We start from the raw sequence: 20,977 nt of genomic DNA on the forward strand, positions 1-20,977 counted from the left end.
AGCGGGCGTCGTGGCGAGTGCTCTCGCCGGGGAGTGCCGTCCTCGGCTGTCGACGTGCGTCCGGAGCCGGCGGTTCAGGTCCAGCGCATCGCGTAGACCGAGGCGAGCAGCGTGCGTGCGGGGGAGCGCAGCGCGGCGCGCAGCGCGAGGTTTCGGGCGGTGAGCCGTGCACCGTGGACCGGTCGACCGAGCGCCATGTTCGTCTCGGCCTGCCGGGCGGCTCGGCGAGCGCTGGCGGACCGGGTGCGCTCGTAGCGGTCCAGGCGCGCCGTGTCCGGGGCGCCGGTCCGGACCGTCTCGAGGATCAGCGGCGTGAGCTCTGCCGCGTCGAGCCAGCCGAGGTTCATCCCCTGCCCGCCGATCGGGCTGATCTCGTGGGCCGCGTCGCCGACGAGGACGACGCGGCCCACCACCGTCCGGGTGGCGAACCTGCGACGCACGCCGAAGGCACTGAGCATGGTGACGGTCGTCGGGTCGACGGCGTACCCGGTCCGCTCGGTGACGAGGTCGGCGAGCCAGCTCGCTGTCGTCTCGGTGGGGTGCGGGGTGTGCGCGACGAAGCGGCGGACCCCTCCGGGGAGCGGGAAGGACTCGACCACCCCGCCGGGTTCGAGGTGGACCAGCGCGGCGGGCTCCGTGCGGCTGTCCGCGAAGTCGCCCATCACGTACGTGTCGGGGTACTCCGTGATCGGTGCGTGGAGTCCGAGCAGGTCGCGGACGACGCTGCGGGCACCGTCGGCCGCGACGACGACGCGCGCCTGTGCCTCGACCGTCCGGCCGACGGGGCTGTCGGTGCCGTCGGTCGCCGTGCCGACGACACGGACGTGGTCGTGCTCGTGGACGAGACCTGTCACCGCGACGCCGCGGACGAGCGCCCCGGGAGCGAGGTCGTCGAGCCGCTCGGCGAGCAGTGCCTCGGTGCGGAACTGCGGGAGAGCGGCCACGAACGGGTACCGCGGGTGTGCGCGGGCGAAGGAGACCTCGCCGAGGACGGCACCGGCGCACGAGGCGACGCCGCTCCGGATCGCGACCGCCTCGGCGAGGACGGGCCCGGCGACGCCGATGTCGGCGAGGACGTCGAGCGCCGGTGCGTGGATCCCGATCGCCCGCGAGAGCCGGGCGGGCGTTCCTCGCTTCTCCCAGACACGCACGTCGAGGCCGGCGTCGGCGAGCCGTGCAGCGAGGTAGAGCCCGACGGGACCGCCACCGACGACGAGCACGTCATGCACGGGCGTCTCCGCCCACGTCCGGAGACCAGCGCAGCACGACGCGGAACGGCATCGGTGTGTCGACGCGCCACCGGTGGTCCGCGCCGACGGTGTGCACGGCTGCGCGGAGCTCGGGCGCCCGGTAGCTGCGGCGGATGGACAGGGAGCCGTCGTAGTGGGCGAACGTGCGCCGGGCGAGGGGGACCGTCGCCGCCCGGTAGCCCGTGTACGCGAGGGTGCTGCGCGCGATGTCGTTGTGGACGACGAGGCGGCGGGCCAGCTGTTCGCTGTCGGTGAGCAGGGACGCGAGACCGGCGCGGTCGAGGTGATGGAGCAGGTGGTTCGACGTGACGAGGTCGAACCGGTCGCCGGACGCCACGAGGTCCGTGCTCGTGGCCTGACGGAACGTGAGGCCAAGGACGGGGGGCAGGGCGCTCGCGAAGGCGTGGGCGCGCTCGTCCGGGTCGACGGCCGTGATGTCGAGCAGCAGCCGGTCGCGGGCTGCCCAGGCGGCGAGGGTGCGCGGCACGTCGCCGCCGCCGGAGCCGATGTCGAGGAGCGTCGTCGGCCGGGTCGCCGAGAGCAGGGGTCTCAGCTGGCGGACGTAGACATGGCGCCATCCGGCGACGAGGCGGTTGATCGGCCGGAACAGCGCGTAGGTGCGGCGCAGCGCGTCGAGGTCGCACGCGGGGTCGTCCATGAGCTCCGGGGAGTCGATCTCTCGGCTCGTGAGGTCGGGCCACGCCGGGGGGCGCGGGATCGTGCGCGGAGCTGTCGTGGTCACCCGTCGCGCTCGCCCTCGTCGACCACGCGGTGCGTGAGCAGGGCGGTCTCGACCGTGAGGCCGGGCCCGAACGCCATCGCGCACACGCGCTCGCCCTGCCTGCCCGGGTCCTGACCGTGGAGGACGTGGCGCAGGACGAAGAGGATCGTTGCGCTCGACATGTTCCCGAACGCGCGCAGGGTCTCGCGCGACGGGTCCATCTGGGTGTCGGAGAGCCCGAGCGTGCTCTGGACCTTGTCGAGGATGCTGCGACCCCCGGGGTGGATCGCCCAGCGCTCGATCGAGCCGTAGGGCTGGTCCGAGAGCCCCGGGACCGATGCCAGGAGAGGCGTCAGCGCGCCCGCGATGTGCTCCTCGATGATGTGGGGCACGTAGCGGCTCAGCACCATCTCGAAGCCGTGGTCGCCGATGGTCCACGCCATGTCCTTCTCCCCGACCGGGGTGAGGACCGTCTCGAACGCGTCCAGGTCGAGGACGGCCTCGCCGGCAGGCGCGGGACGGGCGGTGACGACGGCCGCTGCTGCACCGTCGGCGAACACGGACGACGCGACGATCGTGTCCGGGTCGTCCGAGGACGCCAGGTGCAGCGAGCACAGCTCGACGCACACGACGAGCACGACGGCGTCCGGCTCCGCCAGGCAGAAGGAGCGGGCTGCGCGCAGCGCGGGGAACGCGCCGTAGCACCCCATGAATCCCAGGTGGTAGCGCTGCGTCGAGGTCTTGAGCCCGAGGTCGCGGACGATCGCGTAATCGGGTCCAGGGGCGAAGAACCCGGTGCAGGACACGGTGATCACGTGGGTGACGTCGTCGGCACCGAGGTCCGGGACCGCGTCGAGCGCCGTGCGTGCCGCGGCCAGGAACAGGGCGGGTGACCTGTCCGTGTACGCGTCGTTGCGGGTCCCGGTGCCGGGCGAGAGGATCGCCCCCGCCTCGGCGTCGTAGAACACGGGGGCGCCCACGGTGCGGTCGGAGCGTGCCGTCCTCGAGCGGTCGAGCTCGTCGATGACCGTGTGGCGCGTGTCGATGCCCGAGACGTCGAACGCGGCACGCACCAGCCGCCGGCCGAGACGGCTGAGATCGGCCTGCTCGGCGAACACGTCCCGGATCTCGTCCTGGCGCAGCACCGTCGGTGGGACAGCGGTCTCGATGGAGCGGATGGTGATGGCCATACGCGACTGTAGCCAGCGACTCCTGTGCACGCCCGCCGAGGTCGGTGCCCCCCGGCGCTATGCCGTCGCGCCACCCTCGGCCACGTCGGTGGACGGGCCCGGTCCGTCGACCTCCGGATGCTCCTCACGCTCCGTCCGCGCGTCGGACGGACGCCCCGACGCGTTCCACTCCTTGATGATCGTCCAGCCCACGGCGGCGATCGGGACCGACAGCAGCGCGCCGACGATCCCGGAGAGGATCGTCCCCACCGTCAGCGCGAGGAGGATGACGAGCGGGTGCAGCGACAGCGCCTTGCCGATGACGATCGGCGCCAAGAGGTCGCCCTCGAGCTGGTTGACCGCGATGACGACGACGATGACGATGAGCGCGGTCACCGGCCCGTTCGCCACGAGCGCCACGAGTGCCGCGAGGATCCCTGCCACGGTGGCACCGATGAGCGGGATGAACGCCCCGAGGAACACGATCGTGGCCAGCGACAGGGCGAGCGGCACACCGAGGATGAGCAGTGCCGTCCCGATGACGACCGTGTCGACGAGCGCAACGAGCGCCGTCCCGCGCACGTACCCGCCGAGCACCCGGACCGAGTGCAGACCGATCCGCTCGGCACGCTTCTCGTGCCCCGCATCGAGCGGACGCAGGAAGAACTCGAAGATCCGCCGCCCGTCCTTGAGCAGGAAGAAGAGGATGACGACACCGAGGAGGAGGCCGGTGACGGCCTCCGCCGCGGCGGTCGCACCCGCGACCGCGCCACTCTGGACGCTGTCGCTCGCCAAGAGCTCCTGGGCCGACTCGCGCGCCGACGTGATCTGCTCGTCGCTCAGACCGAGCGGCCCCTCGGTGAGGAACTTCTGGAGCTCGTCGAGCCCCTCGCTCGCCGACGCGATGAGCTCGTCGGACTCGTCCCGGATGTTCCGCCCGACGAGCCACAGTGCCAGCCCGAGCGCGCCCAGGCCTGTGATCATCGCCGCCCAGGTCGCGAGCGCAGCAGGCAGCCCCTTGCGCTTGAGGAACGTCACGACCGGGCTGACCGCCGCCGCGATGATCGTCGCGATGAGCACGGGGATGACCACGAGCTTGAGCTGGATGAGCGCGTAGACGATGCATGCCGACAGGGCGAGCACGATGAGCGCCTGGGCGCTGCGCACCGCCGCACGGCCGAACGAGTCGGCCCACAACGAGCGAGGAGGACGGGAAGGCTGCAGGGCGGGCTGTTCCATGCGGGCACAGTACGGGAGGCACGTGCGCAGGGCATCCGGAGACGACCGGATCACACAGGTGTCCGCGCCACCGTCCCGTCGTCGTCGCTCGGCGCCTCGTCCTCGCGCCGGGCGTCCAGGTACGCCATCGCCGGCGTCGCCAGCACCCCGTGCACGACGATCGACCCCATGACGACAAGAGCGACGATCGCCCACAGCCCCTCAGGATCAGGGAACGGCGCCGAGTGCAGGGCATACGCCACGTAGTACAGCGAGCCCACCCCCCGGACACCGAAGAAGGCGATCACGCCGCGCTCCCGCGCCCCCGTCTTCCCCGGCGTCAGACCGATCCACCCGGCCAGCGGCCGCACCACGAACAGCACAGCGAGAGCGATCACGACCTCCCGCCACCCGACGTCCGAGAGAAGGCCCCGCGACACCGCACCACCGAGCAGCACCAGCACGACGACGGTGAGCAGTCGCTCGATCTGCTCGACGAACTTGTGCAGCACACCGTGATAGCCGTGCGCCCGCTCCGACGCCCGGATGCTGCACGCGCACACGAACACCGCGATGAACCCGTACCCCTCGGCAAGCTCCGTCGCCCCGTAGGCCAGGAACGTCGCCGCGATGGCCACGAAACCCTCAGCGGAGTCCGTCAGCCGCAGCCGCTCGGAGACCGCCGAGAAGAACAGCTTCCCGAGCAACCACCCCATGGCGAGCCCACCGAGCACCCCGACACCGAGCCGCCACAGCAGGTCGACGAGCACCCAGTGCGCCAACCACCCACCCGGTGCGACACCCGCGACGGCGATGCCGATCGCCGCATACGTGAACGGGAAGGCCAGACCGTCGTTGAGGCCCGCCTCCGACGTCAGCGCGAACCGCGCCTCGTCGTCCGCCGCGTCCGGCTCGGTCAACGGCTCGCTGACCTGGACCTCGGTCGCGAGCACAGGGTCCGTCGGAGCCAGAGCCGCAGCGAGGAGCACCGCGCTCGCCGCCCCGACACCCAGCACACCCCACCCGAGGAGCCCCACAGCAAGCATCGACAACGGCATGGTGATGCCCAGCAGACGCCACGTCGACGACCACCGCCGCCAACCCACCGGCCGGTTGAGAGCGAGACCGGCGCCCATGAGCGAGATGATCACGCACACCTCGGTCAGGTGCAGCGCGACGCTGTCGTGCGAGAGCGGATCCGGGTCCGGGAGCCGAGGCAGCAGTGCAAAACCGACCATCCCCGCCGCGAGGAAGATCATCGGCATCGAGACCGGCACCCGCCCCAGGACCTTCGGCAGCAGCGCAGCAGCGAGCGTCGCGATCCCGACAGCCAGGAAGAGCAGGCCCGACCCGTCGAACTCGAGGCTCACCGCGCGCTCGCGGTGGCCCGGTCACCGGCGGAGACGTGCGACGCCCGCGCGATGATGTTCTTCGCCATCGACGGGAAGATCAGCCCGTGGAACGGGAAGATCGCCCACCAGTAGGCCTTGCCCGCAAGACCCCGGGGCATGTAGACCGCCCGCTGGTGGTACACCGTGCCACCGTCCTCGGCGGGATCGGCCGCCAGCTCCAACCACGCACCCCCAGGAACCCGCATCTCCGCGCGCAGGCGCAGCAGCCGGCCACGCTCGATCTTCTCGACCCGCCACCAGTCCACCGCGTCACCCACGACCAGCCGGTTCGGGTTGCGCCGCCCCCGGTTGTGCCCCGCACCTCCGAGCAGCTTGTCCGCGACCCCGCGGATCACCCACGCCGCCGGGAGGGAGTACCAGCCGTTCTCCCCACCGATCCCCTCGATGACCTCCCACACCTGCTCCGGCGCGACGTCCGTCGACCGCGACCGGTCGTCCACGTACACGGTGCGCCCCGCCCACTCCGGGTCGCTCGGCAGCGGCTCGTACGGCTTGCCCGACGACGCGCTCGACCACGACGTCTCCACCTCACCGTCCTCCATCTTCCCCAGCGCCAGCCGCACCGCCGACCGGTAGTCGGTCAACCCCTCGGGCGGCTGCGGCACGAACTCGTCGATGTCCTGCTCGTCCGTCACGGCGTCGTGCTGCAGCGACTGCACGAGGGGGACCGCCATCGAGTGCGGGATCGGCGTGACGAGAGCCACCCACCACCCCGCCAGGCGCGGAGCCGGCACCGGGAGCGCATAGATCCTGCGCCACGGCAGGCGCGCCTCGCGCGCGTACCCGTACATGAGCGCCGCGTACGTGAGCACCTCGCGCGAGCCCAGGTCGAACGTCCGGTTCACCTCCGCCGGGACCTGCGGCGCGTGCACGAGGTAGTGCAGCACGTCCCGGATCGCGATCGGCTCGATCCGGTTCGTCACCCAGCTCGGCGCCGGCATGAGCGGAAGGTTCTCCGTGAGGTGACGGATCATCTCGAACGACGCCGAACCCGACCCGATGACAACACCCGCCTGGTACACCACCGCCGGGACCGGCCCGTCGAGCAGCACCTGCCCCACCGCCGTCCGCGACCGCATGTGGGTCGACAGCTCGACACCCTCGGGGTGCAGACCGCCGATGTACACGACGCGCTCGACCCCCGCGTCGGCGGTCGCCCGCGCGACGAGGCGGGCCGTCCGCTGCTCCGTCTCCTCGAAGTCGCTGCCCGAGCCCATCGAGTGCACGAGGTAGTAGAACGTGTGCACCCCCGCGCACGCCGCCGTCGTCTCCTCGAGCGACGTCAGATCACCCTCGACGACCTCCACCTCGTCCCGCCACGGCACCGCCTCGAGCTTGCCCGGCGTCCGCACGAGCACCCGCACACGGAACCCGGCAGCCAGCAGGCGCGGAACAAGGCGACCTCCGACGTACCCGGTCGCACCCGTGACCAGGACGAGGGGCGCGAGCTGGGCAGGAGGAGTCTTCTCGGCATCCGGTGACGTCATGGACCGAGCGTACGAGCGGACCTCACCCACCGCCCGGCGGGGAAGCCCGACGGCTCACCCCGCGCTCGCGGCCGGGGGACGTGGACCGGGGTGCCCGTGGAGCACGGCGGCGAGGGTCTCCACGGCGGGGCGCAGCTGCCCGAAGGACGCGGCGTAGACGGCGTCGCTGCGACGGTACGGGTCGATGACGTCGTCCTCGTCCGGCGGGACGGTCGCCAGCGTCGCCCTGGTCGCCGTGGCGAGCGGGACGAGCGCGGCGAACCGCTCGGCGACGGTCCCGGCTCGCAGCGCGTGCGGGCCGACGGCCTCGGCGAGGCGGGCGAGCTCACGGAGCGTGAAGGTGCGCCGGACGGCGCCGGGCCACAGGTCGACGACGCGGGCGCGGTGGCCTCGGGTCAGGGTGAGGACGAGGTCGCTCTCGCGCAGGATCTGCTCGGTGAGCTGGCGGGCGGCGAAGGCGTCCGGGGACGCGCCGGCGGCCGTGACGAGCATCGCCATGGGAGTCGGGATGCTCGCGCCGACGAGCGCCCCCGTCCCCGCGCTCGACACGACGACCCCCGACGCGGGCCCCAGTCGTGCGGCGAGCAGGCGCTCGGCCGCGGGGGAGCGGCACACGTTGCCGGTGCACACGGTGAGGACGGTGAAGGGACTGCTCATGGCTGGTCTCCTGGTCTCGGGTGGCGTCGCAGCCAGTCTGCCTCGACCGACCGGGCTCCGGCCGCCGATAGGATCGAGTCGTTCTGAGAGAGTTCGGCCGATACGCGCAGGGGGCACGGTGGCACAGGAGCTGGCACACGAGGACCAGGTCTCGACCCGGAGACGGGGTCGGCGACGGCACCCGGTCCGGCGCGCGGTGGCGGTGGTCGTCGGCGTCGTCGTCGTGGTGCTCCTCGCAGCGGCCGCCTGGTTGGCCGTCGACGCCGTGACGGTGCGCGACGAGCTGACGACGGCTGCAGACCTCGTCGAGGTGCTCCAGGACGAGGTCCTGGCCGGCGACGCGGAGTCCGCTCGGGCCACGCTCGCGACCTTGCAGGGCCATGCGTCCACCGCTCACGATGCGTCGCACGGCCCGCACTGGTCGCTCGCCGGGGCCCTCCCGTGGGCCGGCCCCAACGTCCGAGCCGTCCAGGAGGTGAGCGAGGTCGTGCTCGATCTGTCGGGCGACGTGCTGCCCGGCGTCATCGAGGCGACGGGACTCGTCGACCCCGCAGCGATCGCCCGCGGCGACGTGCCGCTCGACGTCGCCGCGCTGCAGACCGCGGCGGACGCTGTGCTCACGGCGGACGTCGCCGTCCAGGCGGCTGCGCAGCGCCTGGCCGCCATCGACCGCGACGAGCTCGTCGCGGCGGTCGCGGCCCCGGTGGACGAGCTCGAGGCGAAGGTGCAGAGGGTTGCCGAGGCGACGGCGGGCGCCGCACAGACGGCACGCCTCGTGCCGACCCTGCTCGGGGCCGGTCTGCCGGTCGTCCCCGACCTCTCCCAGGGGTAGCAGGCGAGCGCACGACCGGCCGCGCGAGCGCACGGTGGTCAGGCTCGGTCGTTCACCGGTGCCTGCTGCGCGGCAGCCTGCTCGGGGCGCCCTCCGTCGGCGGCGCTGAGCACGGAGCCGAAGGACGACTCGTGGTCGGCGTCGGGCATGCGGCGCGGGACGTCGCCCGCCTCTGCGGCTCGGCGTGTCCGGCCACGCCCGACCTTCCCTGTCCGGGTGCCCTTCGTCACAGCTGCACCATCGTGCCCCCGGGGCGCGTAGTCGTAGTAGGCATACGCGTCGCTCGGGCTGCGGCTGGAGCGGTTGAGCACGATGCCGAGGACACGGGCACCGACGTTGTCGAGCGAGGCCATCGACTCGGTGAGCTGGTGGCGGTCCAGGGTGTCGGCCCCGACGACGACCAGCGCCCCGCCGGCGAGCCGGGAGAGGATCGCCGCGTCCGTGACGGGAAGCAGCGGCGGGGTGTCGATGAGGACCACGTCGTACTCGGCCGCGAGGGCGTCGAGCAGCGTGGACATCGAGGTGGAGCCGAGCAGCTCGCTCGGGTTCGGCGGTACCTGGCCCGAGGGCAGGACGTGCAGGTTGCCGTTGCCCCAGGGCTGGACGACGTCCTGGGTGGTGGCGCGGCCGATGAGCACGGTCGTGAGTCCGACGTTGCCCTCGATGCCCATGTACTGGGCGACGGAGGGGCGGCGGAGGTCGGCGTCGACGAGCACGACCTTCGACCCCGCGTCCGCGAGCGTCATGGCGAGGTTGATCGCCGTCGTGGACTTCCCTTCGCCGGGCAGCGAGGACGTCACGACGATCGTCCCTGGTCGCCCGTCCACGTCGAGGAACTGCAGGTTGGTCCGCAGCCGGCGGAAGGCCTCGGCCCGCTGGCTGTGCGGGTGGGTCTGCACGATGAGGGGGTGGGCCGGGGCGTCGGGGTCGAACGCGATGGACGCGATGACCGAGCTGTCTGTGACCTGTCTCACGTCCGACTCGTCGCGGATCCGGGTGTCGAGCAGGTGGCGCAGGACGGCGATGCCGATGCCGACAGCGAGTCCCAGGGCGAGTCCCAGCGCGAGGTTGAGGCGGGTGTCCGGCGAGGCCGGGTAGCCCGGGACGCTCGCGGTGCGCACGGAGCTGATCTGGACGGGGGAGACCCCGTCGGCGCGGCTCTCGAGGGCGCTGACCTCGGTGGCGAGGCTCGCGGCGGTGGAGTTCGCGATGGCGCTGGCGAGCTCCGGGTCGTCGTTCGTGGCCGTGATGTTGATGAGCACGGTGTCGAGCGGCGAGTCGGCAGAGACCGTGCTCGCGAGGGTCTCGGGAGAGGTCGCGAGGTCGAGCTCGTCGATGACCGGCTGGAGGACGCGTGGGCTCGTCACGAGGGCCGTGTAGGACTTGACCTGCTTCTGCGTGAAGCTGCTGCCCTGCAGCAGGTCGGACGACGTCTCACCGGTCCGGACGGACACGAAGACCTGTGACCGAGCCTTGTAGGTGGGTGTGGTCAATGCCGTCGCGGCGACCCCGACGGCGATTCCTATCGCCGTGACCAGCGCAATTGTTATCCACCGCTTGCGGAGCACCGCGAGATAGTCCTGAAGTTCCACGATATTCCCCCTGCATTGACTGTGATGTAGCGCAAGCTGACTTCCCACCATGCTCTCATGTGTGGCACCGTTAGCGTTGTCCAAAGTACCTCAGGAAGGGGACACACCGACACCAGGGTGACGACTCGGAGTATTTCGTACTCATCAGACAGTTCGGACTCGCGTAGAACGACGGCGAGTAGATAAAGCGCACCATGCATCGGCGCTTGCAGGGGGTATCGATGTCATCAGTCATGCATCGGAGGAAGTCTGGTACGCACGTACCGGCTGACCTCCGTCCCGGGCACGAAGGTGCCGGGGAAGATGGACGAAAGCACTCCACGACGTCAGCCGACGTCGTCGGTCCTCGATGGTGGGTGCAGTACGCCACGCGCGTGCTCGTCACCGACGCGGCGGCGATCTACGTCGCCGTCTTCACCGCGTACGTCGTCCGCTTCGACGCGGACGGCTCCGCCCGGGTAGGGGGCGACTTCGCACCCAGCTACCTCGTGGTCTCGGTCGTGCTCATGTGGGCGTGGATCGCCGCGCTGGTCGTGGGACGCACCCAAGACCGTCGCGTCGTGGGCACCGGGCCCGCGGAATATCAACGAGTAGTGTCCTGGACGTGGCGGCTGTTCGCCGCGGTGGCGGTCATCGCGTACCTCCTCCGGATGGACATCGGCCGCGGTTATCTGGCCATCGCCCTGCCGCTCGGGCTGTGCCTCATCCTCGTCGGACGCCTCTTCTGGCGGCACTGGCTGCGGCGCCGGCGAGCTCAGGGCGGTGCCCGGTTCAAGGTCCTCGTCGTCGGGCACCGCGCGAAGGCGGAGATGTTCGCGCGGGATCTTCAGGACAAGACGGACGCCGGTTTCGGTGTCGTCGGGCTGTGCGTCCCCGAGTCCGAGGCCGGTCCGGACACTGTCGCGGGCGTCCCCGTCCTCGGCTCGATGGCGGACGCGGCGGCGATCGCGCAGCAGCTGGGCGTCGACGCGGTGACGGTCGTGGGGTCCGACTCGATGACCTCCGAGACGGTCCGCACGCTGGGCTGGGACCTCGAAGGGACGGGTATCGACCTTGCTCTGACGGTCGCGCTGCGGGACGTCGCGGGCCCTCGTGTTATCACGCGCCCGGTGAACGGTCTTCCTCTCGTCTATGTCGACGAACCGTATTTCACTGGCTTCAAGTATGTGATGAAGACAGTATTCGATTTCGTCGGTGCGCTGCTGATCACATTGGTGCTCTCACCGGTTCTGCTCGGCATCGCGCTCCTCGTGAGATTCACTAGCCCAGGGTCAGTGTTTTATCGTCAGGAACGCATCGGTGTCCGCGGAAAGACCTTCGGGATGCTCAAGTTCCGTTCGATGGTCGCGGATGCGCACCTGCGTCTCGACGAGGTGCTCGCTGCCGAGGGCATCGAGGAGGTGGGCTTGTTCTACAAGCCCAAGAACGATCCTCGCGTGACGAAGGTCGGCCGGGTGCTGCGCAAGTACTCGCTCGACGAGCTCCCGCAGCTGCTCAACGTCCTGCGTGGCGAGATGAGCCTCGTGGGTCCGCGCCCGCAGATCGACCGCGAGGTCGCGCTCTACGACCGCAAGGCGCACCGTCGCCTGCTCGTCAAGCCGGGGCTCACGGGCCTGTGGCAGACGTCCGGACGGTCCGAGCTCAGCGCCGACGAGGGCATCCGGATGGACGTGTACTACGTCGAGAACTGGACGCTCATCGGCGACGTGATGATCCTCCTGCGCACGGCCCGAGCAGTCGTCGGTTCGGACGGTGCGTACTGATGAAGATCCTCCACGTGACCGAGTGCACCGGTGGCGGCGTCCTGCGGGCGGTCGTCATGGCCGCACGGGCGGCACCCGAGCACACCCATGTCCTGTGCTCTCCGCTCACCGCGGCCGAGGCACCAGCGGGGTTCGCCGAGGTCCGGACGCTGCCGGGGTCGTTGCCTGCCCGCATCCTCGCGGTCCGCCGCGAGGTGCAGGCGGCGGCGCCGGACATCGTCTTCGCCCACTCCTCGTGGGCCGGCATCTACGCACGTGCCCTGCCGTCGGACGTCCCGATCGTCTACCAGCCGCACTGCTACGTCTTCGAGGACCTGTCACGACCTGCCGCACTGCGCGGCGCCTACCGCCTCGTCGAGTCGGCGCTCGCGCCGCGCTCGACCGTGACCGTGTCGCTCACGCCTCACGAGGCGGCGCTGGCGCGCTCGACCGGCGCCGTCGACGTCGAGCACGTCCCGAACGCCGCGACCGTGACCCGGGCACCGGGCTCACCCGACGCGTCCTGCGCGGCGGCGCGCAGCGTCGTGATGGTCGGGCGCATCTCACCGCAGAAGGACCCAGGGCTCTTCGCCGAGATCGCACGCCGGACGCGCGCCGTCGACCCGAGCGTCACCTTCCGGTGGATCGGGGACGGCGACGCCGACCAGCGGCTCGCGCTCGAGGCCGCCGGCGTCGAGGTCACGGGATGGGTGGGAGACGACGACCTCGTCGACCTCCTCGGCTCCGCGTCCCTGTACGTCCACACGGCCGCGTACGAGGGCTTCCCACTGAGCATCCTCGACGCGGCGACCCTGCGCGTCCCCACCGTCGTGCGAGCCATCGCGGCGACCGCGCACACCCGGCTCGTGTCGTTCGACGACGCGACCCGAGCAGTCCACATCATCCGCCGGGCACTCGACGAGCCCGACGCACGAGCAGAGATCCTCGCACGGACGTGCGAGCTCGAGGAGAGCATGAACGCCGAACAGCATCGCCAGAGCCTGGCCCGGACCTACGACCGCGCAGCAGGTGCGACGCAGCGCGCAGGAGCGGGCTCGAACCGTCGCCGTGCGCTCATCCTCCACGGCTACAGCGCCGCCAACCGCGGGGACGGGCTCCTCGTCGAGCTCGCGCTCGACATCGTTCGCGAGGCACTGGGTGAGGACGTCGAGATCACCGTCGCCGCGAACCACCCCGACAGCTTCCAGGACATGGGTGTGCGGGTCCTCGACTCGGGCCTGCGCCGGACGGGCTACCGCCGCTCCTACGTGCGGGCGCTGCGCCGGCTCCACGAGTTCGACCTCGTCGTCGGCGTGGGTGGTGGCTATCTGCGGTTCGGCCACGTGGTCGAGTCCCTCAAGGCAGGTCTCATCCACGGCCCGCAGCTGTTCGCCGCAGCACGGACGACGACGCCGACGGTGTACCTGCCGCAGTCGATCGGCCCGCTGCGGCTCGGGTCGCGCCCCTTCCTGCGCCGGCTGCTGCGCTCGGTCGACCTCGTCTTCGCGCGGGACGACCGGACGGTCGCCGAGCTCGCGCTGCCCAACGTCGTGCGCACGTCCGACCTCGCGCTCGGGGAGATCACGAGCGACGGTCGTGACGCCACGCGACTGACGCCGGACGCCGCCCCGATCCTCTCGGTGCGCCACGTCGACGGCGGCATCCCCGCCCCGCTCGCGGACCTCGCCCGCCGGATGGGGACCTTCGACGGGTACGTGCAGAGCACCGCGGGCAAGAACGACGACCGACCCGCGATGGCGTCGATGAACCCGCAGACCACCCTGGGCTTCGACGACCTCATGGTCGGTGGCACCGGGGGAGTGCGTGTCATCGTCGCGGTCCGCATGCACGCCGCGCTCATGGCCCTCAAGGCCGGGCACTACGTCGTCCACCTGTCCTACGAGCGCAAGGGCTTCGCGGCCTTCGCCGACCTCGGGCTCGCTGAGTTCGTCCACAACGTCCGTCACTTCGACCCTGCCCTCGTGCAGCGCCAGGTGACCGCGCTCCTCGAGGACGCGCAGGAACGTCGGCGGTACGACGCGCTGCTCGCGGGTGCGACCTCCCAGTACGCGACGCGTGCCGCCGACGTCTCGAGCGCCGTCGCAGCGCTCGTCCCCGCGACAGCGGCGGTGACCTCGTGAGCGCCCGGACCGACCACGCGACGGACGGCACGACCACCACGGGTGCCGTGACCGTCATCATCGCGGCCTACGAGGCCGCGAGCACCATCGAGCGCGCGATCGCCTCGACCGCCGGGGTAGCAGACCGCGTCATCGTCGTCGACGACGGGAGCACCGACGACACCGGTGCCGTCGCGGCCCGGTGCGGTGCGCACGTCATCCGTCAGGACAACGCCGGTGCGGCAGCCGCCCGCCTGCGTGGCCTCGACGCGTGCGACACCGATCTCCTCGTCTACCTCGATGCGGACGACACCCTCGTCGCGCCCGGAGTGCGCCGGTCCGTGGAGATCATCACCGCAGACCCGTCGCTCGCGGCGGTCGCCGGTCGCGTCGTCGCGCTCTACCCGGACGGTCGCCGGGACCTGCGACCGTCCTACGGCGCACCGGACCGACCGGTGACCACCGCCGACCTGCTCCAGCGCGGCGTCGGCCCGTGGCCCCCGGCCGCCCAGGTGGTGCGCCGCAGCGCGCTCCTGGCGTCCCAGGTCGCCGAGCCGCCCGCGCTGCGTCCCCGGTACGCCGAGGACTTCGAGACCGTCATCCGGCTCTCCCGCGCCGGAGGGATCCTCCAGCACGACGCGCCGGCGTGCGAGTACAGCATCTTCGTCGGCAAGGCATCCCGCTCCGCCCAGACCGCGCTGGAGTGCAAGGAGGCGATCCGCCGCCACTACGCCGACGCCGACGGCATCGAGATCACATCGATGACACCGCGCGCCATCACCGGCGGTGCGGCGATGATGCGGGCGCGGACGAGCACCGCCCACCGCCGGTACCCTGCCGCGGCGCGCCACGCCGCCGTCGGGATCGGCCTCAAGGTCCTCGACCGCGTCGAGCGTCGTCTCGCCGCGTCCCGAGCGCCGGCTGCCGCAGGCGACGCCGACCGCCCGCTCGTCGTCGTGCCATGGCTCGAGGGCGGGGGAGCGCAGTACGCGCTCGCGTCCGTCCTCGCCGACGCCGGCCCCGGCACGGTCGACGTCGTGGCGCTCTTCGCCGGCTGCCGCGACTTCGAGGCCGTCGCCGAGCTCAGCTACCGCTTCGTCATGCTCGACGCCCCCCGCACCCCGCTCGGGGTGCTCGAGGCTGCCCGCCGGGTGCGCCCGGTGGTGCGCGGACGGAGCCGCATCTACTCGCTCATGCGAGGCAGCCACCTCGTGCTCGGTCTCGCCCTCGGGGCGATCCCGCGCCGTGCCCGCCTGGCTGCCAGCTTCCACCAGCTTCCGTCCACCGACGACGCCGACCGCCTCGGCGCGCTCGAGAACGTCCTCGTCCGCCGCTACACCCGGCGCTGCGAGCTCGTCACCGCGCCGTCGGACCGCGCGGTCGTCGAGATCCGTGACCGCGGCTTCGCCGCCGCAGACGCCGTCCGCGCGGAGGCCAACCTCATCGCCACGTCCGGCGACGCAGCACCGCCGCGGGACACCCTCACGGACGGCCGCGTCCGGCTCCTGCTCGCAGGACGTCTCACCGAGCAGAAGGGCCTCGACCGGATCGTCGAGATCCTCGACGCCGTCGACGTCCCTGTCACGCTCCGCGTCGCAGGCGACGGACCGCTGCGCGACGCCCTGCTCGCCGACCTCGCCCAGGTGACCGACCGGCACGAGGTCGAGTACCTCGGCCGCGTCGACGGCCTCGACGACCAGCTCGACTGGTGCGACGCCGTCCTCATGCCGAGCCGCTTCGAGCTCAACCCGATCGTCGTGTGGGAGGCGTGGGCGCACGGACGCCCCGTCCTGTCCTCCGACCTGCCCGTGTTCGTCGACCTCGCAGCACTCGGCCCGGTCCATCCTGCCGCGTCCGCCGACGAGTGGCGCGACGCGGTCGCCCACGTCGCCGACGCCGACCACCGCGCCACTGAGCACGCACGCGCACTCGCAGCGTTCACCGGTCGCGAGCACCCGAGCAGCCTCACCGACTTCCTGCGCGCAGCACCGCTGCCCGCGACCGCCAGGGCGCACGCATGACCGCGCCCCGGGTCGTCGAGTCCTGGCCCGCACGCCAGAACCGCGCGAAGAACCCCTACCAGGCCCTCCTCACCGAAGGCCTCGAACGTCAGGGCTGGGTGGTGCGAGAGTTCAACCTCAAGCGGTCACCCTTCCGACGCGCCGATGTGTGGCACTGGCACTGGCCCGACGCGCAGTTCTCCCGCAAGGGCCCGGTCCGCGCGCGCGTCCGTTCCCTCGTGCTGCGCCTCCTGCTCGTCCTCGCGCGCGCCCGCGGCACCCGCGTCGTGTGGACCGTCCACAACTTCGCGAACCACGAAGGCCGCAACGCCCAGGTCGAAGCGCGCTTCTTCGCCTACCTGCAGAAGGTCGTCTCCGGCGTGCACTTCATGTCCGAGGCCTCCCGGGCGGAAGCCTACGAGCGCCTCCCGCACCTGGCCCGCCGACCCTTCGTCGTCCTCCCGCACGGTCACTACCGCGCCGTCGTCACACCCGCACCGCGCGCCACGGCACGCGAGCGCCTCGACCTGCCCGGTACCGGAGTCCTGTTCGCCTTCGTCGGCCAGATCCGCCGGTACAAGGGCGTCGGACAGCTGCTCGACGCCTTCACCGGCGTGCAGTCACCCGCAGCCCACCTGCTCGTCGCCGGCGCCGTGAAGGACGACAGCGCCCCGTACCTCGAGGAGCGCGCCCGCAGGGACGAGCGCATGCAGCTCGTGCTGCGCTACCTCGAGGACACGGAGATCTCCACCATGGTCAGTGCCGCCGACGTCGTGGTGCTGCCGTACGAGAAGGTCACGAACTCGGGCAGCGCGCTGCTCGCGCTCTCGCTCGACCGTCCCGTCCTCGTCCCGCGGACCGAGACGTTCGTCGAGCTCCAGGCCATGGTCGGCCCGCGGTGGGTCGTCATCTACGACGCACCGCTCACCGCGTCGGTCCTCGAGGAGACCGCAGCGTGGGCGCGCCAGCAGCCCGAGGAGCACGCCGACCTCTCGGCGCTCGACTGGACGAGGCTCGGGCGGTCCATGACGCGTTGGTACGCCCAGCTCGTCGACGAGCGCACGCCCGTCACGCCACCCACGCCCGGAGACGGTCTCCCGGCCGTCGAGCCCGTCGGGGCCACGCGTCCGCCGAGGAAGGCCGGTCATGGATCCTAAGATCGTCCTCCTCGTCGTCGGGGCCGTCGCCGTCATGTGCGTCGTGCTCACGATGGGCCGCTTCCGGTTCGCCGTCGCGGCACTCTTCGCCGCCCTGACCTTCCTGCCCGTGCGGCTCCTCGGCTTCGGCGACGTCCCGCTCGGCTGGACGGTCGGCGTGAGCAGCGCGGTCCCCGCACTGACCACCTACAACGTCCTCCTCCTCGGCTTCGCGCTCGTCCTGCTCGTCGAGCGCAAGCTGCCCCGGGCGGCGCGCTACGCCCTGCCCGTCGTCGTCTTCTGCGGCTTCGGCGCGCTCGTCCTGTGGCCCACCTCGCCGAACGTGACCTCCGGCCTCCTCCACGTGCTCGCGTGCGCGTGCGCCTGGGCCGTCGGACTGCACCTCGGTGCACGCCTCGACCCCGACGGTCCCTCAGGCCGCTTCGTCGCGCTCGTCCTCCTGCTCGTGGCCTGCGTCCTCGGCCTGAGCGTGGCATCCCAGCTGGCGTCCGGGGCCGGTGAGGTGGAGCGTGCGAGCGGCCTCTTCGCACACCCCGCCACCCTCGGGAAGCTCGGCGTGATCTTCCTCGGTCTCCTGCTGCCCCTGAGCCGCTCGGCGGTCGGCCGTACCCGCGTCATGAGCTACGCCGCGGTCGTCGTCCTGTTCGCCATGACCGCACCGACGCTCAGCCGGGCCAACATCCTCGCCATGGTCGTCGTCATCCTCGCGTGGGCCCTGCTGCTCCCGGCCGCGCGCAACCTCGGCAAGAAGATCCTCCTGCCGCTCGCGACAGCCGCCGTGTTCGTCCCCGTCCTCGACAACCTCCTCACCCGGTTCGCCGTCGACAGCGAGGGCGGAGACCGCCCCGAGCTGCTCGCGGCCGGGTACCGGCAGATCGCCGCCCACCCGTGGACCGGGACCGGACCGAACAACTACGTGACCGCGGTCGGGGGGCACGAGCCCATCGTCGCCCTCACCGGATACCCCGTGCACAACACCTTCCTCCTCACCGCGGCCGAGCTCGGCATCGTCGGTGCCGCCCTCTTCTTCCTCCCGCTCGCCTACGCGCTCGGCGTCGCCCTGCGGCACCTGCGCGTCACCGGCCACGCGGGAGACGCCGCACGCGGCATCCTCGTCCTGCTCCTCGGTGTCACCGTCGTCGGCATCACCGGGTGGGCCGTCGTCCAGCAGCCCGTCGCCGAAGCGCTCTTCCTCGTCGGCGGGATCCTCCTCGCACAGGTCCAACGAGCACGCCCCGCCACCGGACCCACGCCGGCTGCCGCATCGACCGCGACACACGCTCCCCGCCCCGTCCGCAGAGGAGCCCGCCCATGACCCTCTCCAAGACCGCCGTCCGCGGCGCCGTCGCCACCGTCGGCGGACAGTGGCTCAAGTTCATGATCCAGACGCTCGGCATCGTCATCCTGTCGCGCCTGCTGACCCCCGACGACTTCGGCCTCTACGCCATGGTCATGGCCGTCGTCGGCATCGCCCTGCTCCTCGGCGACTTCGGACTCTCCCTCGCCTCCATCCAGGCTGACGAGGTCGACGCCGCCGAACGCACCAACATCTTCTGGACCAACGTCCTCATCGGGCTCGTCTGCGGCACCGTCGTCTTCCTCGCCGCCGACCTCGTCGCCGCGTTCTACGACACACCCGAGCTCGCAGACGTCGTCCGGCTCCTGTCGCTCGTCTTCGTCCTCCAGGCAGCCAAGGCCCAGTTCTCCGCCAACGCCTCTCGCGACTTCCGCTTCAAGCTCCTCGCCTGGGTCGACATCGGCTCCCAAGGTCTCGCGCTCGCCGCCGCCGTCACCGGCGCCCTCCTCGGGATCGGCGTCTGGAGCCTCGTCGTCCAACAGCTCACCGCCGCCGCCGCCGCACTCCTCTGGCTCGCCATCGCCTCTACCTGGCGCCCCGGCCTGCCCCGACGCCGCACCAGCATCCGCCGCTTCGTCGCTTTCGGCAGCAACACCATGGGCGTCCAGGTCGTCAACTACATCAGCGCCAACATCGACTCGGTCCTCCTCGGCCGCAGCTACGGCGCCTACGACGTCGGCCTCTACGACCGGGCCTACCAGCTCTTCCGCCTCCCGCTCCAGCAGATCGCCGCACCCATGACCCGCGTCGCCCTGCCCGTCCTGTCCCGGGTGACCGACGACCGCCAGTTCGAGTCCTACATCGTCCGCGCCCAGATGATCCTCACCTACGGCCTCGGCGGCGCGTTCGCCGTCGCCGTCGCCGTCGCCTACCCGCTCCTCGACCTCGTCCTCGGCCCCGGGTGGGGACTCACGCCCCTGCTCTTCTCCATCCTCGCCGTCGGCGGCATCTTCCAGACGATGGGCTACGTCTACTACTGGATCTTCCTCGCGAAGAACAAGACCGCGCTCCAGCTGAAGTTCTCCGTCGCGACCCGCCTCTTCATGATCGGCCTCATCGTCCTCGGCCTCCGCTGGGGAGTCGTCGGCGTCGCCGCGGCCGTCGCCACCGGGCTCGCCGTCAACTGGCTCGTCCTGTCCGTCTGGGCCGTCCCACGCGCCGGCATCGCCACCAAGGCGCTCGTCCTGTGCGCCCTGCGCCCCCTGACCGTCTTCGCCGTCATGGTCCTCGCCGCACGCGGCACCGCCGGACTCCTCGACGGCCACCTCGGCACCGCCCTCGAGCTGCTCGCCCTCCTCGGCGTCTGTGCACTCGTCGTCGCAGCCGCCATCGCCACCGTCCCCGCTGTGCGCCGCGACGTGCGCAGCGTCATCTCCACGCTCCGGAAAGGACTGCGCCGGTGACCACCGTCAAGCTCGTGCACTGGAACCCCCGCGAGACCCGCACCACCGGGAGCCTCGGCCGCCTCACCGCGACCGGCCCCCGCAAGGACAACTTCGGCGACCTCCTCGGCCCCTACGTCGTCGAGAAGGTCGTCCGCACCCACGACGGCCTCACGCCCTACCCTGTCCCACGCAGGCTGCCCCCGGGCCGCCGACCACGCACGGGCCACCTCCTGACCATCGGCTCCGTCATGCACTTCGCCCGCACCGGCGACACCGTCTGGGGCACCGGCGTCAACGGCAAGATCCACCCCGACGTCTACCGCTTCACCACCCTCGACGTCCGCGCAGTCCGCGGCCTCCACACCCAGAGGTTCCTCACCGAGCGCGGCATCGACGTCCCGGACGTCTACGGCGACCCAGCACTCCTCCTGCCCCACCTCGACCCCCGCGTCACCACCTGGGCAGCAGACAAGCGCCACACCCTCGCCGTCATCCCCAACCTCAACGAGGTCGCCGACTGGCAGGACCACCCCGCCTTCGTCGACCCCCGCGGCTCGCTCGACACGATCATCGAGCGCCTCGCCCGCAGCGAACGCGTCGTCTCCTCCTCGCTCCACGGGCTCATCATCTCCGAAGCCCTCGGCATCCCCGTCGCCCTCGTCCGCTCCCGCGCCGAGCCGTCCTTCAAGTACGACGACTACGTCTCCGGCACGGGGCGCACCGACATCCCCGCGTTCGACGACCTCGGCACGGCGCTGGCGGCCGCGACAGAGCCCGCCGAGATGTCGTGGGACCCGGGCCCGCTGCTGCGGGCGTTCCCCTGGGACCTCTGGGGCGCGCGACCCGTACCCGCGCCCGGCTGAGGAGCCGGCCCGACC

16 protein-coding genes are annotated in these 20,977 nt (G+C 71.7%); 8 read left to right on the forward strand and 8 right to left on the reverse strand.

Annotated features, from left to right (window positions below; translation table 11 throughout):
• Nucleotides 1-74: 74 nt before the first annotated feature.
• Genes ABKW26_RS09310 through ABKW26_RS09340 form a run of 7 tightly spaced genes read right to left on the reverse strand, consistent with a single transcriptional unit; the run spans nt 75 to nt 7,914 of the window.
• Complete coding sequence (locus tag ABKW26_RS09310) at nt 75-1,229, reverse strand: NAD(P)/FAD-dependent oxidoreductase (protein WP_348592978.1); 1,155 nt, start codon at nt 1,227-1,229, stop codon at nt 75-77.
• Entirely contained in the window at nt 1,222-1,992 is a 771-nt protein-coding gene (locus tag ABKW26_RS09315) for a class I SAM-dependent methyltransferase (protein WP_348592980.1), read from the reverse strand. Before ABKW26_RS09315 ends, ABKW26_RS09310 begins: the two co-directional genes overlap by 8 nt.
• The gene (locus ABKW26_RS09320) at nt 1,989-3,161 is read right to left on the reverse strand and encodes a type III polyketide synthase (protein ID WP_348592982.1); all 1,173 of its coding nucleotides are present in this window, start codon (nt 3,159-3,161) and stop codon (nt 1,989-1,991) included. The genes ABKW26_RS09315 and ABKW26_RS09320 overlap by 4 nt, the downstream gene beginning before the upstream one ends.
• A gap of 57 nt (nt 3,162-3,218) precedes the next feature.
• Nucleotides 3,219-4,379, reverse strand: a complete 1,161-nt coding sequence (locus ABKW26_RS09325; RefSeq protein ID WP_348592984.1) for an AI-2E family transporter — start codon at nt 4,377-4,379, stop codon at nt 3,219-3,221.
• Nucleotides 4,380-4,429: 50 nt separating this feature from the next.
• Nucleotides 4,430-5,728 carry a cation:proton antiporter gene (locus ABKW26_RS09330; protein WP_348592986.1) on the reverse strand — a complete coding sequence of 433 codons (1,299 nt, stop codon included), beginning with the start codon at nt 5,726-5,728 and terminating at the stop codon, nt 4,430-4,432.
• Nucleotides 5,725-7,257 carry an SDR family oxidoreductase gene (locus ABKW26_RS09335; RefSeq protein ID WP_348592988.1) on the reverse strand — a complete coding sequence of 511 codons (1,533 nt, stop codon included), beginning with the start codon at nt 7,255-7,257 and terminating at the stop codon, nt 5,725-5,727. Before ABKW26_RS09335 ends, ABKW26_RS09330 begins: the two co-directional genes overlap by 4 nt.
• A gap of 54 nt (nt 7,258-7,311) precedes the next feature.
• The gene (locus ABKW26_RS09340) at nt 7,312-7,914 is read right to left on the reverse strand and encodes a low molecular weight phosphatase family protein (RefSeq protein ID WP_348592990.1); all 603 of its coding nucleotides are present in this window, start codon (nt 7,912-7,914) and stop codon (nt 7,312-7,314) included.
• A 118-nt stretch (nt 7,915-8,032) separates the two neighbouring features.
• Between ABKW26_RS09340 and ABKW26_RS09345 the strand changes: the two genes are divergently transcribed.
• On the forward strand, nt 8,033-8,746 hold the full coding sequence (locus ABKW26_RS09345; RefSeq protein WP_348592992.1) for a hypothetical protein: 714 nt from the start codon (nt 8,033-8,035) through the stop codon (nt 8,744-8,746).
• 38 nt (nt 8,747-8,784) lie between these two features.
• On the opposite strand, the gene ABKW26_RS09350 is transcribed toward ABKW26_RS09345, so the two are convergent.
• Nucleotides 8,785-10,338 (reverse strand): polysaccharide biosynthesis tyrosine autokinase, encoded by a 1,554-nt coding sequence (locus tag ABKW26_RS09350; protein ID WP_348592994.1) that lies wholly within the window; start codon nt 10,336-10,338, stop codon nt 8,785-8,787.
• 374 nt (nt 10,339-10,712) lie between these two features.
• Here ABKW26_RS09350 and ABKW26_RS09355 point away from each other — a divergent pair, with 374 nt between their 5' ends.
• From ABKW26_RS09355 to ABKW26_RS09385, 7 genes are read left to right on the forward strand one after another with little or no spacing between them, the layout of a single operon-like run.
• On the forward strand, nt 10,713-12,101 hold the full coding sequence (locus ABKW26_RS09355) for a sugar transferase (RefSeq protein WP_348592995.1): 1,389 nt from the start codon (nt 10,713-10,715) through the stop codon (nt 12,099-12,101).
• Nucleotides 12,101-14,221 carry a polysaccharide pyruvyl transferase family protein gene (locus ABKW26_RS09360; RefSeq protein WP_348592997.1) on the forward strand — a complete coding sequence of 707 codons (2,121 nt, stop codon included), beginning with the start codon at nt 12,101-12,103 and terminating at the stop codon, nt 14,219-14,221. Before ABKW26_RS09355 ends, ABKW26_RS09360 begins: the two co-directional genes overlap by 1 nt.
• Nucleotides 14,218-16,221 carry a glycosyltransferase gene (locus ABKW26_RS09365; protein WP_348592999.1) on the forward strand — a complete coding sequence of 668 codons (2,004 nt, stop codon included), beginning with the start codon at nt 14,218-14,220 and terminating at the stop codon, nt 16,219-16,221. The genes ABKW26_RS09360 and ABKW26_RS09365 overlap by 4 nt, the downstream gene beginning before the upstream one ends.
• Nucleotides 16,218-17,357 carry a glycosyltransferase gene (locus ABKW26_RS09370; RefSeq protein ID WP_348593000.1) on the forward strand — a complete coding sequence of 380 codons (1,140 nt, stop codon included), beginning with the start codon at nt 16,218-16,220 and terminating at the stop codon, nt 17,355-17,357. Before ABKW26_RS09365 ends, ABKW26_RS09370 begins: the two co-directional genes overlap by 4 nt.
• Nucleotides 17,347-18,672, forward strand: coding sequence for an O-antigen ligase family protein (locus tag ABKW26_RS09375; protein WP_348593002.1), 1,326 nt, complete (start codon nt 17,347-17,349; stop codon nt 18,670-18,672). The genes ABKW26_RS09370 and ABKW26_RS09375 overlap by 11 nt, the downstream gene beginning before the upstream one ends.
• Nucleotides 18,669-20,117, forward strand: a complete 1,449-nt coding sequence (locus ABKW26_RS09380; RefSeq protein WP_348593004.1) for a lipopolysaccharide biosynthesis protein — start codon at nt 18,669-18,671, stop codon at nt 20,115-20,117. Before ABKW26_RS09375 ends, ABKW26_RS09380 begins: the two co-directional genes overlap by 4 nt.
• Nucleotides 20,114-20,962: a polysaccharide pyruvyl transferase family protein gene (locus ABKW26_RS09385; RefSeq protein WP_348593006.1), complete on the forward strand. Its 849-nt coding sequence runs from the start codon at nt 20,114-20,116 to the stop codon at nt 20,960-20,962. The genes ABKW26_RS09380 and ABKW26_RS09385 overlap by 4 nt, the downstream gene beginning before the upstream one ends.
• The last annotated feature ends 15 nt before the right edge of the window (nt 20,963-20,977 follow it).

Origin of the sequence: Sanguibacter sp. 25GB23B1 (assembly GCF_040012415.1) — a bacterium.
Classification (GTDB): domain Bacteria; phylum Actinomycetota; class Actinomycetes; order Actinomycetales; family Cellulomonadaceae; genus Sanguibacter.

What these genes read in the sequence shown, in the direction of transcription:
- ABKW26_RS09320 (WP_348592982.1), bottom strand. Translation starts at nt 3,161, where the DNA reads ATGGCCATCACCATCCGCTCCATCGAGACCGCTGTCCCACCGACGGTG.
- ABKW26_RS09325 (WP_348592984.1), bottom strand. Translation starts at nt 4,379, where the DNA reads ATGGAACAGCCCGCCCTGCAGCCTTCCCGTCCTCCTCGCTCGTTGTGG.
- ABKW26_RS09335 (WP_348592988.1), bottom strand. Translation starts at nt 7,257, where the DNA reads ATGACGTCACCGGATGCCGAGAAGACTCCTCCTGCCCAGCTCGCGCCC.
- ABKW26_RS09340 (WP_348592990.1), bottom strand. Translation starts at nt 7,914, where the DNA reads ATGAGCAGTCCCTTCACCGTCCTCACCGTGTGCACCGGCAACGTGTGC.
- ABKW26_RS09360 (WP_348592997.1), top strand. Translation starts at nt 12,101, where the DNA reads ATGAAGATCCTCCACGTGACCGAGTGCACCGGTGGCGGCGTCCTGCGG.
- ABKW26_RS09370 (WP_348593000.1), top strand. Translation starts at nt 16,218, where the DNA reads ATGACCGCGCCCCGGGTCGTCGAGTCCTGGCCCGCACGCCAGAACCGC.
- ABKW26_RS09375 (WP_348593002.1), top strand. Translation starts at nt 17,347, where the DNA reads ATGGATCCTAAGATCGTCCTCCTCGTCGTCGGGGCCGTCGCCGTCATG.
- ABKW26_RS09380 (WP_348593004.1), top strand. Translation starts at nt 18,669, where the DNA reads ATGACCCTCTCCAAGACCGCCGTCCGCGGCGCCGTCGCCACCGTCGGC.